Origin of the sequence: Streptomyces sp. NBC_01474 (genome assembly GCF_035918215.1) — a bacterium.
GTDB classification, from domain to species: Bacteria; Actinomycetota; Actinomycetes; order Streptomycetales; family Streptomycetaceae; genus Streptomyces; species Streptomyces aureus.
In genome coordinates this window covers 3253516-3267812 of record NZ_CP109449.1, presented here as the reverse complement: position 1 = coordinate 3267812, position 14297 = coordinate 3253516, and the positions used below count along the sequence as shown (strand labels likewise).

The 14297-nt window shown below is 69.6% G+C and carries 13 protein-coding genes; 8 read left to right on the top strand and 5 right to left on the bottom strand.

The genetic code is table 11. The features are described 5' to 3' along the window. Positions 1–42 precede the first annotated feature (42 nt). Positions 43–126 (bottom strand): putative leader peptide, encoded by an 84-nt coding sequence (locus OG758_RS15240; protein WP_323136396.1) that lies wholly within the window; start codon positions 124–126, stop codon positions 43–45. A gap of 201 nt (positions 127–327) precedes the next feature. Next, positions 328–894 (bottom strand): GNAT family N-acetyltransferase, encoded by a 567-nt coding sequence (locus OG758_RS15235; RefSeq protein ID WP_326710506.1) that lies wholly within the window; start codon positions 892–894, stop codon positions 328–330. Between the two features lie 109 nt (positions 895–1003). Here OG758_RS15235 and OG758_RS15230 point away from each other — a divergent pair, with 109 nt between their 5' ends. Next, complete coding sequence (locus OG758_RS15230) at positions 1004–2062, top strand: M4 family metallopeptidase (protein ID WP_326710505.1); 1059 nt, start codon at positions 1004–1006, stop codon at positions 2060–2062. Positions 2063–2250: 188 nt separating this feature from the next. Continuing rightward, positions 2251–3810, top strand: coding sequence for a right-handed parallel beta-helix repeat-containing protein (locus OG758_RS15225; RefSeq protein ID WP_326710504.1), 1560 nt, complete (start codon positions 2251–2253; stop codon positions 3808–3810). Between the two features lie 36 nt (positions 3811–3846). Here the strand turns inward: OG758_RS15225 and OG758_RS15220 are convergent, their stop codons facing one another. Both OG758_RS15220 and OG758_RS15215 read right to left on the bottom strand, forming a co-directional pair. Next, a complete protein-coding gene (locus tag OG758_RS15220; RefSeq protein ID WP_326710503.1) occupies positions 3847–5043 on the bottom strand; it encodes a DUF3472 domain-containing protein in 1197 nt (398 codons plus the stop codon). A gap of 202 nt (positions 5044–5245) precedes the next feature. Next, positions 5246–5464: a hypothetical protein gene (locus OG758_RS15215; RefSeq protein WP_326710502.1), complete on the bottom strand. Its 219-nt coding sequence runs from the start codon at positions 5462–5464 to the stop codon at positions 5246–5248. A 643-nt stretch (positions 5465–6107) separates the two neighbouring features. On the opposite strand from OG758_RS15215, the gene OG758_RS15210 reads away from it, so the two are divergent. The 5 genes from OG758_RS15210 to OG758_RS15190 all read left to right on the top strand — a co-directional run bounded on the left by OG758_RS15210 (position 6108) and on the right by OG758_RS15190 (position 12015). Continuing rightward, entirely contained in the window at positions 6108–7157 is a 1050-nt protein-coding gene (locus OG758_RS15210; RefSeq protein ID WP_326710501.1) for an ABC transporter permease, read from the top strand. 113 nt (positions 7158–7270) lie between these two features. Then, positions 7271–8134 (top strand): carbohydrate ABC transporter permease, encoded by an 864-nt coding sequence (locus OG758_RS15205; protein WP_266569114.1) that lies wholly within the window; start codon positions 7271–7273, stop codon positions 8132–8134. Positions 8135–8173: 39 nt separating this feature from the next. After that, a complete protein-coding gene (locus OG758_RS15200) occupies positions 8174–9826 on the top strand; it encodes a hypothetical protein (RefSeq protein WP_326710500.1) in 1653 nt (550 codons plus the stop codon). A gap of 60 nt (positions 9827–9886) precedes the next feature. Continuing rightward, the gene (locus OG758_RS15195; protein WP_326710499.1) at positions 9887–11074 is read left to right on the top strand and encodes a Gfo/Idh/MocA family protein; all 1188 of its coding nucleotides are present in this window, start codon (positions 9887–9889) and stop codon (positions 11072–11074) included. A gap of 155 nt (positions 11075–11229) precedes the next feature. Further along, positions 11230–12015, top strand: coding sequence for a DeoR/GlpR family DNA-binding transcription regulator (locus OG758_RS15190; protein WP_326710498.1), 786 nt, complete (start codon positions 11230–11232; stop codon positions 12013–12015). 47 nt (positions 12016–12062) lie between these two features. Here OG758_RS15190 and OG758_RS15185 read toward each other — a convergent pair whose 3' ends face one another. Beyond that, positions 12063–13190 (bottom strand): ricin-type beta-trefoil lectin domain protein, encoded by a 1128-nt coding sequence (locus tag OG758_RS15185; RefSeq protein WP_326710497.1) that lies wholly within the window; start codon positions 13188–13190, stop codon positions 12063–12065. Positions 13191–13408: 218 nt separating this feature from the next. Between OG758_RS15185 and OG758_RS15180 the strand changes: the two genes are divergently transcribed. After that, positions 13409–14293: an SIS domain-containing protein gene (locus tag OG758_RS15180; RefSeq protein ID WP_326710496.1), complete on the top strand. Its 885-nt coding sequence runs from the start codon at positions 13409–13411 to the stop codon at positions 14291–14293. The last annotated feature ends 4 nt before the right edge of the window (positions 14294–14297 follow it).

Genomic DNA, 14297 nt, shown 5'->3' with positions numbered 1-14297 from the left:
CAGGGTGCTGTACGGGGAGAAAGTGCGGCGGTGCTGGTGGAGTCAGCTCACCGGACACATGGCGCTGGACATGCGGCAGAGATCGACGTGCCGCCGACTCACCAAGGCAATTCCAGCTCGATCCATGACGGAAGCGTGTCATGGGACTTTCGGCCCAGTCCACCACTGTCCAGAAGGTGGACAAGACTGTCTCGCATCGCGGACGGGTGTGTCGCGCGTCACTGAAGGGGGCGGGAATGGACCGGAGAGAAGGGGAGCGTACGGGAAGGGGCGCCGCGGTGTCCCGCGGCGCCCCTCATGTCCTCGTCCCTGCTCTTACGCCCCCGGCTACGCCCCGGGCCACGGCCCCGGCGTCGCCACCTCGGGCTCCTCCTCGACCTTCGTGTCGAAGAGGCGGAACCCGCGCCGCTCGTAGTTGGCCATCGCGTGCTCACCGTCCTTGCTGCACGTGTGCAGCCAGACCCGCTTCGTCGGCGTGCGGTCCGGCCACCGCTCGGCCAGGTCCCAGGCGCGGGCCACTCCGTAAGAGAGGAGGTGACCGCCTATGCGGCGGCCCCTGAAGGCGGGGATCAGGCCGAAGTAGACGACCTCGACGACGCCGTCGTCCTGCGCCTCCAGCTCGACGTAACCGGCCGGGGTCCCCTTCTCGTACGCCACCCATGTCTCGGTGCCCGGACGCGCCAGGACTTCCTGCCAGCGCGCGTACGTCCAGCTCAGGCGGTCCGTCCAGAGGATGTCACCCCCGACGGAGGCGTACAGGAAGCGGCTGAACTCAGGCGAGGGCACCTCGGCGCGGACGATGCGGAGGTCGCCGCCCTGGGGTGCGGCGGCCGGCCGGAGGTCGGAGGGAGCGGTCTGCTCCAGGGACCAGGTGGTCACAGCGATGTTGCTCATACGCGTCAGGCAATCACGGGCTCCGCACCCTGGCCAAAGCGGTCCGCGATACGGGAAGATCCGCCCGCGCCACGCCGCCCCCCGCGCACGACGCACCTGGAGGATGTTCATGCCCCGCAGGACAACTCGCCGCACACCCCGCGGCCTCCTCGCCACGGCCATCACCACCGTGGCCCTCGCGACCCTCGCCGCCCCGGCCTCCGCCACGACCGCTCCGCAGGCCGCCGTCGGCCCACAGGGCCGGATCTTCATGGTCAACCCCGTCCAGTCGTCCGGCGACCAGACCCTCACCGACACCAAGGACTCCCCGACCGCGGTGCCCGCCTCCGCCTACACCCTTGCCGCGCTGAGGAACCTCGACGCGAGCGGCGGCCTCTCGGGCAAGTGGGTCACCGTGAGATCGAACACCGGCGGCGCCGCCTCGGTCGCCGACGCCGGCACGTACGACCGTCAGGACGACCAGTTCGAGCAGGTCATGGCCTACTTCTGGGTCAACGAGGCACAGGAGTACCTGCAGAGCCTCGGCTTCGGCAGCGAACTGCCCGGCGCCAACGACCGCGCGCAGCCGGTCCGCATCGACCAGTGGGGCGCCGACAACTCTTTCTTCACCGACAAGAAGGCCGAGATCCGCTTCGGCAAGGGCGGCGTCGACGACGCGGAGGACGCCGAGGTCATCGTCCACGAGTACGGGCACGCCGTGCACAACGCGCAGGTCCCCGGGTTCGGCACCTCTGAGGAGGCCGGGGCCATCGGTGAGGCGTGGGGCGACTACCTCGCGGCGTCCGTCGGCGCCTATGCGGACGCTAAGTACGGCTGGCCGCACAAGACCGACCTCGCCTGTCTTGCGGACTGGGACTCCGTCTCGTACACGGCCACCGCGCCGCACTGCCTGCGCCGCCTCGACACCGGCAAGACGTACGCAGACAAGGTGGGAGAGGTGCACGCGGACGGTGAGATCTGGTCCCAGGCGCTCTTCGACATCAGGGGTGCGCTCGGCGCGCGGACAGCGGACCGCGTCATCGTCGACGCGCAGTTCGGCTTCGCGCCCGACACCAGCTTCAAGGACGCGGCCCTGACGACGGTCGCAACTGCGCAGAAGATGTACGGCAAGAGCGCGGCGGACGCCGTGCGCAAGGCGTTCCAGGCCCGCGGCATCCCTGGGGTGTGAGCCGGCGCGGGGCGGCCGGGCGCCGCCCCGCGCGCACGCGAAAGGAAAGACGCAGGGCGCCGGCGGATGTCCAGGAACCACCTCCGTAAGTCCATGGAGTCGCGCCCGGACGGGGCGGCACGCTCTGAGCCGTCCCGCCGGGGGGCTCCATCCCCTCCGGCATCCGCAGCCACTCGCGGAGGTACGTCATGAGACGCAGCCGCGTCAGCACCGCGCTCGTCGCCTTCTGCGCCGCCGCGACCGCGGGCGTCACGGCCCTCGCGGCCGCCCCCGCCGCCACGGCCGCCTCCCCCTTCGCGTCGCGCACCCACTACGTCGACTGCCGGAGCGGAACCGGCCCGCAGAAGGGCACGCGGGCGGCGCCGTGGCGCACGCTCGCCGCCGTCAACGCCCAGCGCCTCGGCCCCGGCGACCAGGTGCTCCTCAAGCGCGGCACCCGCTGCACGGGCACTCTCACCCCGAACGGCGCGGGCGCCCCCGGCAGCCCCGTCCGCATCGCCCCGTACGGCAGCGGGGCGAAGCCGGTGATCGACGGCGCGGGCGCCCCCGACACCGTCCTCCTCCGCGACACGCAGTGGATCGAGGTCTCCGACCTGGAGATCACCAACGCGGCGAACCCGGGCACCAAGCGCCGCGGCGTGCGCGTCGTCCTCAGCGACTACGGCACCGGCAGGCACTACCGCCTCACCGGCCTCGACATCCACGACATCCGCGGCGACGACACCAAGGACAACGACGGCTCCGCGGGCATCCTCTTCTCCGTCACCGGGTCGGCGAAGGAGACGCACTACGACGACGTACGCGTCGAGAACAACACCCTCAGGACAGTCGACCGCGAGGGCATCTTCTTCGCCTCCAGCTGGAACCAGCGGCCCGCCATCAGCGGCTACGACCCGAACGGCCCGCACTGGGTCCCGTCCACCGGCGTCGTCGTGCGCGGCAACACCCTCGACGACCTCGGCGGCGACGGCATCGTCATGACCGCCACCGAGAACGCCCTGGTCGAGCACAACACCCTGCACGGCTTCCAGCGGCGCTCCGCCGGATACAACGCGGGCATGTGGCCGTGGAACGCGGACGGCACCGTCTTCCAGTACAACGAGACGTCCGGCGGCGAGACGACCCGCGACGGCATGGCGTACGACGTCGACGAGGGCTCCTTCGGGACCGTCTTCCAGTACAACTACAGCCACGACAACGCGGGCGGCTTCTTCCTCGTCTGCAGCGCCGACGGAACCCTCGGCGACGCCGTGATCCGCTTCAACATCAGCCAGAACGACCACTTCAGGGGCATCGAGACCTGCCGCGGCTCGTTCTCCGGGGTCCGCTTCCTGCACAACACGATCTACGTCGGTGACGGCGTCAGCCAGACCGTCGTCAACGAGAACACCACGAGCCGGCACGAGATCGCCTTCGACGACAACATCGTGGTGAAGGAAGGTGCCGGCACGGCGGCCTTCACGCTGCGCTCCGGCGGCGTCACCGCGTCCCACAACATCCTGTACGGGGTCGGGGCGACGCCCGCCGACCCCGGCGGCACCGCCGCCGACCCGCTGCTGGCCCGTCCGGGCGAGGCCACGGGCTACGGCGATGCCGGGGCCGCCTACGCCCTGCGTGCCGGATCGCCCGCACTCGGCGCGGGGGCGCCGCTCGCCGACGCGGGCACCCGCGACTTCGCGGGCAACCCGGTGGTGCCGGGAGCGGCGCCCAACATCGGTGCGTGGAACGGGAGTTCGTCCCACCGGTGACGATCGGCGGGGCGCCCTGATCCTGGTCGGGGCTCCCTACGGGGCGCCGACCGGCACCGGCGCGTGCCAGCCCTGCGTGTCCGGTCCGGCCGGCGCGAGCTTCACGCCGGAGCCCGCGCGGGCGAGGGAGCGCCCGGTCGCCTGGTTCACCAGGGTCTTCTTGCCCGGGTTGTACGTCCACAGCTTGGCCGGGTCGGTGACCTTGCCGCCGGTGGCGATGTCGCCCGCGCAGTCGGAGATGCGCACGCTCTTCTTGTCGCTCGCGGTCAGGCAGTAGTTCGACGGCAGCCGGACGGTGCCGTCGGCCGCGAGGACCCAGGACTGCTCGAAGGCGCCGGGACCGTTGTCCTTGCACGCGGCGAGCGTGAGCTTCGCGCCGTCCTCGGCGGCGCCGCTCGGGGCGAGGCACTTGTCGCCGGGCGCGGAGATCTCGGCGCGCTTCGAATTGCCCAGCGCCAGACGCTGGTTGGTGCTTCCGTCGGGACGCGCGTCCACGGCGGCGGCGCACGGCGGGTTGCTCTTCGTCTTGGTCACCGAGCTGACGGCCGCACCGGCGCCGACGGCGGTGCCGGTGGGCAGGCCGAAGTGGGCGTCCGAGTACGGCTGGTCGTAACAGGTGGCCCGCGGGTCGTTCCACTCGAAGTACTCGACCCAGTCGATCAGGCCCGTGGACTTGATGGCGGTGGCCGGCGTCTGCACGCTGCCGAGCTTGAACGACTCGCCCGTGGTCTTGTCGTGGATGGTGGCGCCGAACCAACCGTCGCCCTCGTAGGCGACCGTGGAGGTGTAGGTGTGCCCCTCCTCCCAGTCGTGGTTCATGCGACAGCTGGAGCCCTCGCCCTCGCCGCCGAACTGGAGGCAGTAACTGCCTTCCGAGCCGGGCTTGCGCTCGAAGCTGTCCCACACCGAGAACAGGAACGTCGGCTTGTCGCCGCCGTTGCGCTGCATCCCGATGTAGGCGCCGTTGCCGACGTTGAAGCCGAACTGGTGGCTCCAGAAGGTGTTCGCGTTGTAGCCGGGGTCCTTCTCGACCGTCGTGGACCAGGTGACCTCGCTGAGCCCGTCGGCCGCCGACGGGAACGAGTAGTAGGTGTACGTCCCCGGGGTCGTGCCGATGGCGTCGTCCGCGCTCGCCGCGGGGGCGGAGGCCAGGCCGGCTCCGGCGGCGAGGCCGAGCGCCGCGAGGAGCGGCACGGACCGCCGCTTGAGGGAACGGGTGAAGCGTCCAGTCATCGAAAACCCTGCCTGTGATGGAGGTGGATGCGTGAAGGGAGTGCGTCGGGCTGCACTGCGCAACATCGTGCGCGAAGGTGATTGAAAGCGCGTGAATTAGAGCATGATCGCGCGCGACGGGCACATCTTGCGCCATCGGGCGGCGTGGGGCAAGAGGGGGCGCGCAGGGCCGTCGCAGTGCCGTGAACGCCTCGTTCACGGCCTAACAGGTGCGCCGGATGTGGCCCTCCTTGAGTGCGGCGGAGACGAACCAGCAGGCGAGGCCGTACGCGTCGACGTGGATGCCGCGCACCGGCAGCTCGTGGCGGAAGCGCTCGTAGCCGTCCAGACCGGCAGCGAAAGATCGCGGTAGTGGCGGGTCGGGGCGCCGTCCGCCGAGAACGCGATCGGGAACATCGCGCCGACGTCCTGGACCGCGCACGGCACGCCGTGGTCGCGGGGCGCCCGGAGGGCACGCCGGCGCTCGCTTCCGGTGGCCTCGGACTCCTGAGATGTCGGCGTCCGGTTTGTACGCGCTGTCCGACGCCGTCAGGCGAAGTCGGTGTCGAGCCCGGCGAACGCGGTCTCGGCACCGGCGTGTACGCGGCCCGGTGGGTGGTGACCTTCGGTGCCGTCTTGAGGCCCACTGCGTAAGCCTTGTCGTTGAGCGTGACCTCGGTGGCCGGGCTCGTACTGCCGAGCAGCAGGGCCCCGCTCGTCCGGTCGCCATAGGAGAGGTCGCCATAGGAGAGGACGCGCGGGAAGTCCTCGGCGACGCTTCCAGGGCCCTGGGGGGCGGGCCCTACGCAGCAATTTCCACCAAAGTCCAAACGCCGGCGGTCGTTGGTCCGAACGCAGAAGGACAGCTTCGCCCAGGTCGGGGCCGGTGCGTGCGACTGAGGTGACCGTGTGCGTTGCCTGCGCGTTTCTTGCGTGAAGCTGCAAGATCTAAATAGTTACCAATCAAGTCTTGTCATCCGTCGCCAGGCTGACGCAAGATTCCGGTACCTCGCGAGCCGGGCCGCAGCCCCCGCGAGGGCCCTGTGAAACCAACCCTCGCTCGCCACTCGACGCAGGAGGTGAATGTGTCGGCCGCTGCGTCCGCATCGCCCACGCCCACATCGCAAAACCCGCCCGACCTACCGCACGAGGCACCCGGAACGTCGGGCAGGAAGAAGGCGTCCGGCACGAAGGGGACGCCGGACAGGAAGGGGCGCGAGCCCGCCGACCGGCGGAGCCTGCGCGAGCGTCTGAGGCAGGACCGCACCCTGCTCCTGCTGTGCGTGCCGGGCATCCTCTACTTCGCGGTGTTCTTCTACCTCCCGCTCGCGGGCAACAGCATCGCCTTCCAGGACTACCAGCCCTACCTCGGCTTCAAGGGAAGCCCGCTGGTCGGCTGGGACAACTTCAAGGCCCTGCTCGAACAGCCGGAGTTCTGGACGGCCGTCTGGAACACGCTGAAGATCAGCGCCGTCCAGCTGATCCTCTACTTCCCCGCGCCGATCGCCCTCGCACTCTTCCTGAACTCGCTGATCAGCAACAAGACCCGCCGCCTCATGCAGACGGTCGTCTACCTGCCGCACTTCCTGTCGTGGGTCGTCGTCGTCGGCATGTTCCAGCAGGTCTTCGGCGGCGCGGGCACGGTCACCAGCTATCTGAACGACCACGGCGTGCACGTCGGCAACATCATGAACAACCCCGACACGTTCATCTACCTGATCACCTCCCAGAGCGTCTGGAAGGACGCCGGCTGGGGAGCGATCATCTTCCTCGCCGCGATGGCCTCCATCGACACCTCGCTCTACGAGTCGGCGGCGATGGACGGAGCGGGCTGGCTGCGCCGCATGTGGCACATCACGCTGCCCGGCATCAGGCCCGTGATGATCATGCTGCTCATCCTGCGTCTCGGCGACATCCTGTCGGTCGGCTTCGAGCAGATCCTCCTCCAGCGCGACAACGTCGGCCGGGACGCCTCCGAAGTCCTCGACACCTACGTCTACTTCCACGGCGTCGTCGACGGCGACTGGGGCATGTCCACCGCCGCCGGCCTGATGAAGGGCGTCATCGGCTTCGTCATGATCGTCCTCGCCAACAAGTTCGCGCACCGCCTCGGCGAGCAGGGGGTCTACCAGTGAGCACCGCGCCCATATCCACCACCCTGCGGCCCGAGAGCCAGGAGAGCCGGGAGAGCCGAAAGGGCCGCACCGGCAGCAGGAAGCGCCGCGGCTCCGCCGAGCGCCCCGCCTGGATGGAACAGCCCAACCCGGCGGCCCAGACGCTGAAGTTCATCGTCATCGTCGCGATGATCGTGGCGGTCGGCTACCCGTTCCTGCTCGCCATCGGCACCAGCCTCTCCTCCAAGGCCGAACTCGCCGCGAACGGCGGCTACGTGCTGTTCCCGTCGCACCCCACGCTCGAGGCGTACCGGGTGGTCCTGTCCGGCGGCGTCATCACCCGCGCCGCCGTCGTGAGCATCGGCGTCACGGTCATCGGTACGGCGCTCAGCCTGCTCTGCACGATCGCGCTCGCCTACGGCCTCTCCCGGCCGCGGACCTTCGCGGGCAAGCCGCTGCTCCTGATCGTCGTCGGCACGTTCCTGTTCACGCCGGGCATCATCCCCAACTACCTGGTGGTGCAGGAGCTGGGACTGCTCGACACCTACGGGGCGATGATCGCGCCGATCCTGCTCAACGCGTTCAACATCATCGTGGTCCGGGCGTTCTTCCAGGGCATCCCCGACGAGCTGCACGAGGCGGCCCGCCTCGACGGCGCCGGTGAACTCACCATCCTGTGCCGGATCGTGCTCCCCCTGTCGAAGGCCGTCATCGCCGTGGTCGGCATGTTCTACGCGGTGACGTACTGGAACAGCTTCTTCAACGCGATGCTCTACATCAACGACCCGGACAAGCTGCCGCTCCAGGTGGTGCTGCGCAGCTACGTCCTCCAGGGCGACACCTTCAACGCGAAGGCGCTCGGCGTGAGCGTGCTGCCCGCCAGCACCGCCCTGTCGATGGCCGTGCTCATCCTGGCGGTCCTGCCGATCATCGCGGTCTACCCCTTCCTCCAGAAGTACTTCGTCAAGGGCGTTCTCACCGGCGCCATCAAGGCCTGAGCCACCACCCTCAACCGCTCCTCGCCCCTTAGGAGAGTCATGTCCTCCAGAGACTTCAACCGCCGCGGGTTCCTCGGTGCCGCGACCGTCGCCGGCCTCACCGTCGCCGGTGCCGGTTCCCTCACGGCCTGTGGTTCCGGCGCGGCCTCGAGTGGTGGCGGCGCCAAGGCGTCGGCCAAGCTGAAGCTGCCGACGTACGTCCCCGCGAACGTCCCGGCGCCCGACCTGCCGGGCAACGCTGCGGGCCTCGACCCGGCGTACCTGCGCTACCCCAAGAACCTGACCCGCAGCGTCAGCAAGAAGCCGGGTGACGGCAAGCCGGTCACGGCCCTGACCGAGACCTTCACGACCGCGGCCCCGGCCATGAACCGGAACGCGTACTGGCAGGAGCTCAACAAGCGCCTGGGTTCCGACCTGAAGATGACGATCGTCAACGGCCTCGGCGCCGACGACGTCTACCGCGCGAAGTTCAACGCCACCATCGCCGGCGGCGACATGCCCGACCTCATGTGGTTCCCGCCGAACCAGGGCCTCAAGAACGTCCCCGCGCTGCTCGAGGCGAAGTTCCACGACCTCACCGAGTACCTGTCGGGCGACGCGGTGAAGAAGTACCCGAACCTCGCCAACATCCCCGGGTTCGCCTGGAAGACGGCCGTCTTCAACGGCAGGATCTGGGGCATGGCGGTCCCGTACGGCCGCATGGGCCAGGTCTACGTCGCGAACGAGGACTTCTGGAAGCCGGTCGGCGGCGTGCAGTTCGACAGCGCCCAGGACTTCTTCGACAAGGCGAAGGAACTCCTCGACGTCAAGCGCAAGAAGTACGTCCTCGAGCCGGCGTACGTGAACCACATCCTGCAGTTCGCCTACTGGCACGGCGCGCCCAACGGCTGGCGCATGGACGGCGGGAAGCTCACCCACTACTTCGAGACCGACGAGTTCCACGCCGGCCTGGAGTTCGCCCTCAAGTGCCAGAAGGCGCAGCTGTTCTGGCCGGACCCGAACCTGCCGACGACCCTGGAGAAGATGGAGGGCGGGTTCCTCGGACTGCACGTTCAGTCCTTCCCCGGCTTCCTCAGCGACAGCAACCAGTACGACTGGCCGGAGAAGGTCGTCGTCCCGTTCGCGGCGGAGAAGGGGATGACCCCCGGCTGGGGCTACGGCTACGGCTCGGTCGGCTTCACGGCCATCAACAAGGCCGTGAGCAAGGACCGTATCGACACGCTGCTCCAGGTCATGAACTACCTCAGCGCCCCCTTCGGCACCGAGGAGCGGCTCTTCCTGGACAACGGCATCGAGGGCACGCACCACACCCGCTCCAAGGACGGCGACGTGCTCCTCAACAAGAAGGGCAACGCCGAGGTCATCACCACCCGCCAGGCCATCAACTTCTTCGGCAACGCCCCCGAGACCCTGTACCTCCCGGGCAAGCCCGACATCACCCGCGGCATCCACGCGGCCCAGGTCGAGCTGATGAAGCTCGCCAAGATCAACCCGACCACGGGCTTCTTCTCGGACACCAACGCCAACAAGGGCGCCTCCTCGACCGACACCGTGTACCAGGCCGTCAAGGACATCGTCGCCGGCCGCACCCCGCTCTCCTCCTTCAAGAAGGACATCCTGCCGACCTGGCAGCGCGAGGCGGGCAACGCCATGCGCGACGAGTTCGAGAAGGCCATCGCCGACAGCAAGTAGCACCGCCCGGCAGGACCCCGCACCACTAGGCGTATCGCACACAGAACAGGACACCCGCACGTGGAAGACCTGCGCATCGGAGTCATCGGGCTCGGACTGCGACGGAACCTGGCGACCGCCGCGCACCGTCCCGGCAAGGGATCGGTCGTGGCGGCGGTGGCCGACCTCGACCCGCAGATCCGGGCCAAGGTCCCGGAGCTGTACGAGGGCGCGGTCGCCGTCGACGACTACCGAAGGCTCCTCGACGACCCGTCGATCGACGCCGTCATCGTCGCCACCCCCGACGACACCCATGAAGCCATCGCCTGCGAGGCGCTCGAAGCGGGCAAGCCGGCCTACGTCGAGAAGCCGCTCGGCATCTCGGTCGAGCAGTGCGACACCATCCTGCGCACCGCGTACAAGACCGGCACCCGCCTCTACGTCGGCCACAACATGCGCCACATGGGCGTCGTGCGCCTCATGCGCGACATCATCGCGCGCGGCGAGATCGGCGAGCCGAAGACCGTGTGGGTACGGCACTTCGTCTCGTACGGCGGCGATTACTACTTCAAGGACTGGCACGCCGACCGCACCCGCACCACGGGCCTCCTCCTCCAGAAGGCCGCGCACGACCTCGACGTGGTGCACTGGCTGGCCGGCGGCTACACCAAGCGCGTCAACGCCCTCGGCGACCTCATGGTCTACGGGGACCTGCCGCGCCGCGAGCCGGACACCCCGCGCCCCGACGGCTGGCTGAAGGAGTTCGACTGGCCGCCGACGGAGCGCCACGACCTGCACCACGTCGTGGACGTCGAGGACGTGTCGGTGATGAACATGCAGCTGGACAACGGCGTCATCGCCGCCTACCAGCAGTGCCACTTCAGCCCCGACTACTTCCGCAACTACACGGTCATCGGCACCGAGGGCCGCCTCGAGAACTTCGGGGACAGCCCCGGCGACGAGGTCCGGGTCTGGAACACGGGCCCGACCGGCTACCGCAAGGACGCCGACATCGTGTACCGCGTGCCCGAGGCGACGGGCTCGCACGGCGGCGCCGACGAGCGCATCATCGGCGAGTTCTGCCGCTTCGTCCGTGAGGGCGGTGTCACCGACACGTCGCCCGTCGCGGCCCGGATGAGCGTCGCCGCCGGTGCGCTCGCCACCCGCTCGCTGCGCGAGGGGGGCGTGCCGTACGACGTCCCGGAACTCGAGCCGGAGCTTCTCGCGTACTTCGACGGCGGTCAACCGCCGCGCGAAGCAGGGGAGTAGCAGCCACGGCGCAGGCGTGGGCGGGCCCGTCGGAGGGGGCGGGCCCGCCCACGCCTGCGCGCGCACACAGACGGTCACGTGTAGGTGCGCGGATGATCACGTCTGGATGCGGAGAACGGCGCGGGTTACGCTACGCGCGTCGCGAGGAGGAACAAGTGGGCGCACCTGCCCGATGGACCCAACTGCTGGAAATACTCGGCAATGAGGGTCATCTCGATGTCACGGAGGCGGCCGAGCGACTGGGCTGTTCCTCCGCCACGATCCGGCGCGACATGGACGAACTGGCCCGGCAGTCCCTGCTGACCCGCACGCGCGGCGGGGCCGTGGTGAGCTCCGTCGCCTACGATCTGCCGCTGCGCTACAAGACGGCCCGCAAGGCGGACGAGAAGCAGCGGATCGCGAAGGCGGTCGCCGAACTCGTCCCGTCGGGCTCCGTCGTCGGTATCAACGGCGGTACCACGACCTCCGAGGTGGCCAGGGAACTGGCCGTCCGCACCGACCCGGGCGGCACGTCCGGCGGCGTCGCGCTCACCGTCGTCACCAACGCGATCAACATCGCCAACGAGCTGGCGATCCGCCCCCATGTGAAGATCGTCGTCACGGGCGGCGTGGCCCGGCCGAGCTCGTACGAACTCGTCGGCCCGCTCGTCACCTCCGTCCTGCAGAGCCTTGCCCTCGACTACACGATCCTCGGTGTGGACGCGGTCCACCCGCGCTTCGGCGCGGCCACCCACGACGAGTCGGAGGCCAGCGCGAACCGCTCGCTCGCCGAACGCGCGGGCACGGTCATCGTGGTGGCCGACTCCTCGAAGCTGGGCCGCCGGGCGTTCGCCCAGGTGTGCGCGCTGAACGCGGTGTCGATCCTGGTGACGGACAAGGACGCCCCGGAGGTGCTCGTCGAGGAGATCACGGCGCAGGGCATCGAAGTCATCTGCGTGTGACCGGGCGCCCGTAGGGCGTGTTGTGGCGGCGCCCGGTCACGTCTGCATCAACTGGGCGTTGTCCAGCGCTGGTTGGCGCCGCCCGAGCACGTGTAGGTGATCAGCTTCGTGCCGTCCGCGCTCGCGCCGCCCTGGGCGTCCAGGCACTTGCCCTGGTTGACGAGGGTGTCCCCGGAGCGCTGCCACTGCTGCGCGGCCGAACCGTTGCACGTGGACAGCTGCACCGAACTCCCGCTCACCGTCATGCACTTGTAGAGCGCGTGTACGGTGCCGTCGTGCGACAGGACCCAGTTCTGGTTGTTGCCGCCGCCGCACGTCCACAGCTCGAGCGGGGTGCCGTCGGTGCTGCCGCCGCCCGTGATGTCGACGCACTTGCCGCTGCTGCCCGTGATGTCGCCCGAGGCGGAGTTGCCGGTCGCGTCGTCGTGCACGCTGCCGCCGGAGACCTGGGTGACCTTGGCGTACTGGGTGCAGGTGCTGCTCGTGGACGTCGAGCCGACGGAGGCGGAGACGGCGGAGCCGCCGGTCGACGTGCCCGCGGGGAGGTCGAAGCGGGCCCGTGAGTAGGGCTCGTCCTCACAGGTCGCCGAGTTGCTGTTCCAGTCGAAGTACTCGACCCAGTCGACCATGCCGCCCGCGCTGATGCGGGCGCCCGAGCCGACCTGGAGGCTGCCCAGGACGAAGGACGTGCCGGCCGTGACGTCGGAGATCGTCGCCTTGTACCAGCCGTCGGTCGTGTCGGGGGAGACGCGGTACGTGTAGTGGTGTCCCGCCGTGAACGCCTCGTTGTAGCGGCAGGTGTACCCGGTGCCCGACTCGTCGAAGGTCTGGCAGTACGTACCGGCCGAGCCTGCCTTCGCCGCCGTCGAGCCCCACAGGGAGAACAGGAACATGCCGGTGCCGGTGCGCCAGCGCTGCTGGCCGACGTAGCCGCCGACGCTGTTGGTGAAGTCGAACTGGTGGGCCCAGTAGACGTTTCCGCGGCCCGGGTCCGCCTCGACCGTCGTACCCCAGGTGGCTTCGGTGAGGGCCGTCGTGCCGGACGGGAAGCCGTAGTTGGTGTAGGTGCCGGGGGTCTGCCCCGCGGCCTGGGCCGGCGCGGACAGGCCCAGCGTGGCGGCGACCGCGACGACGGCGGTCACACAGACGGATCGGATCGATCTGAAGCGACGCACAGGTTCCTCCTGAACGGTGGGGGAGGGAGGTGCTTGCAGATATGCGCTGTTGCTCGTGCTCGACAAGAGAGTGACGGCGGCGGGTGGGCAAGGGCATGGACTTCTGGAGCGCGCACATGGACTCTCGGCGGAGTTCGACGGGGTTGGCTGATCTCAAATGCTCGAAAACGCGCTATAACTTGCACAACCAAGCATGTGCTGGGATGTGAGGGTGCGCCATGAGCCATATCGAGAACGAGCTGTACAGCCAGCCCGAGTGCTGGGAACGGGCGGCCGAACTGGCCCTGACCCGAGGGGCGTTGCTCCCCGAGCCGGGCGAGCGGGTCGCCGTCGTCGGCTGCGGTACCTCGCTCTTCATGGCGCAGGCCGCCGCCGCGCTGCGCGAGGACGCCGGCCACGGCGAGACCCACGCCCACGCCGCGTCGGAGTTCCCGGCCGGACGCCACTACGACCGGGTCGTCGCCCTGACCCGCTCGGGCGCCACCACCGAGGTGCTCCGCCTCCTCGCCGGGCTGCGCGGACGCGTCAGGACCACCGTGATCACCACGGACGCCGCGACCCCGGTGGCCTCGGCCGCCGACGACGTGCTCGCACTCGACTTCGCCGACGAGAAGTCCGTCGTGCAGACCCGCTTCCCGACCTCGGCCCTCACGCTGCTGCGCACCCACTTCGGGCTGCACTCGCAGGAAGTCGTGGACGACGCGCACGACGCGCTCGCCGAGCCGCTGCCCCCGTGGCTCGTCGACTGCACGCAGTTCATGTTCCTCGGCCGGGGCTGGACCGTGGGGCTCGCGGGCGAGGCGGCCCACAAGATGCGCGAGAGCCAGCTTCCCTGGACCGGCGCCCATCCGGCCCTGGAGTACCGGCACGGCCCGATCAGTGTCTCGACCCGCGGCACGGTCACGTGGATGCTCGGCGAGGCGCCCGCCGGTCTCGCCGACGAGGTGCACGCCACCGGCGGAATGTGGGTGGCCGGCGGCCTCGACCCGCTGGCCGAACTGGTACGGACGCAGCGCCTGGCGGTGGCGGTCGCGGTAGCAGGCGGCCGTAACCCGGACCGGCCCCGCCACCTCACGCGCTCGGTGATCCTCGCCCGGGTCTGAGGGG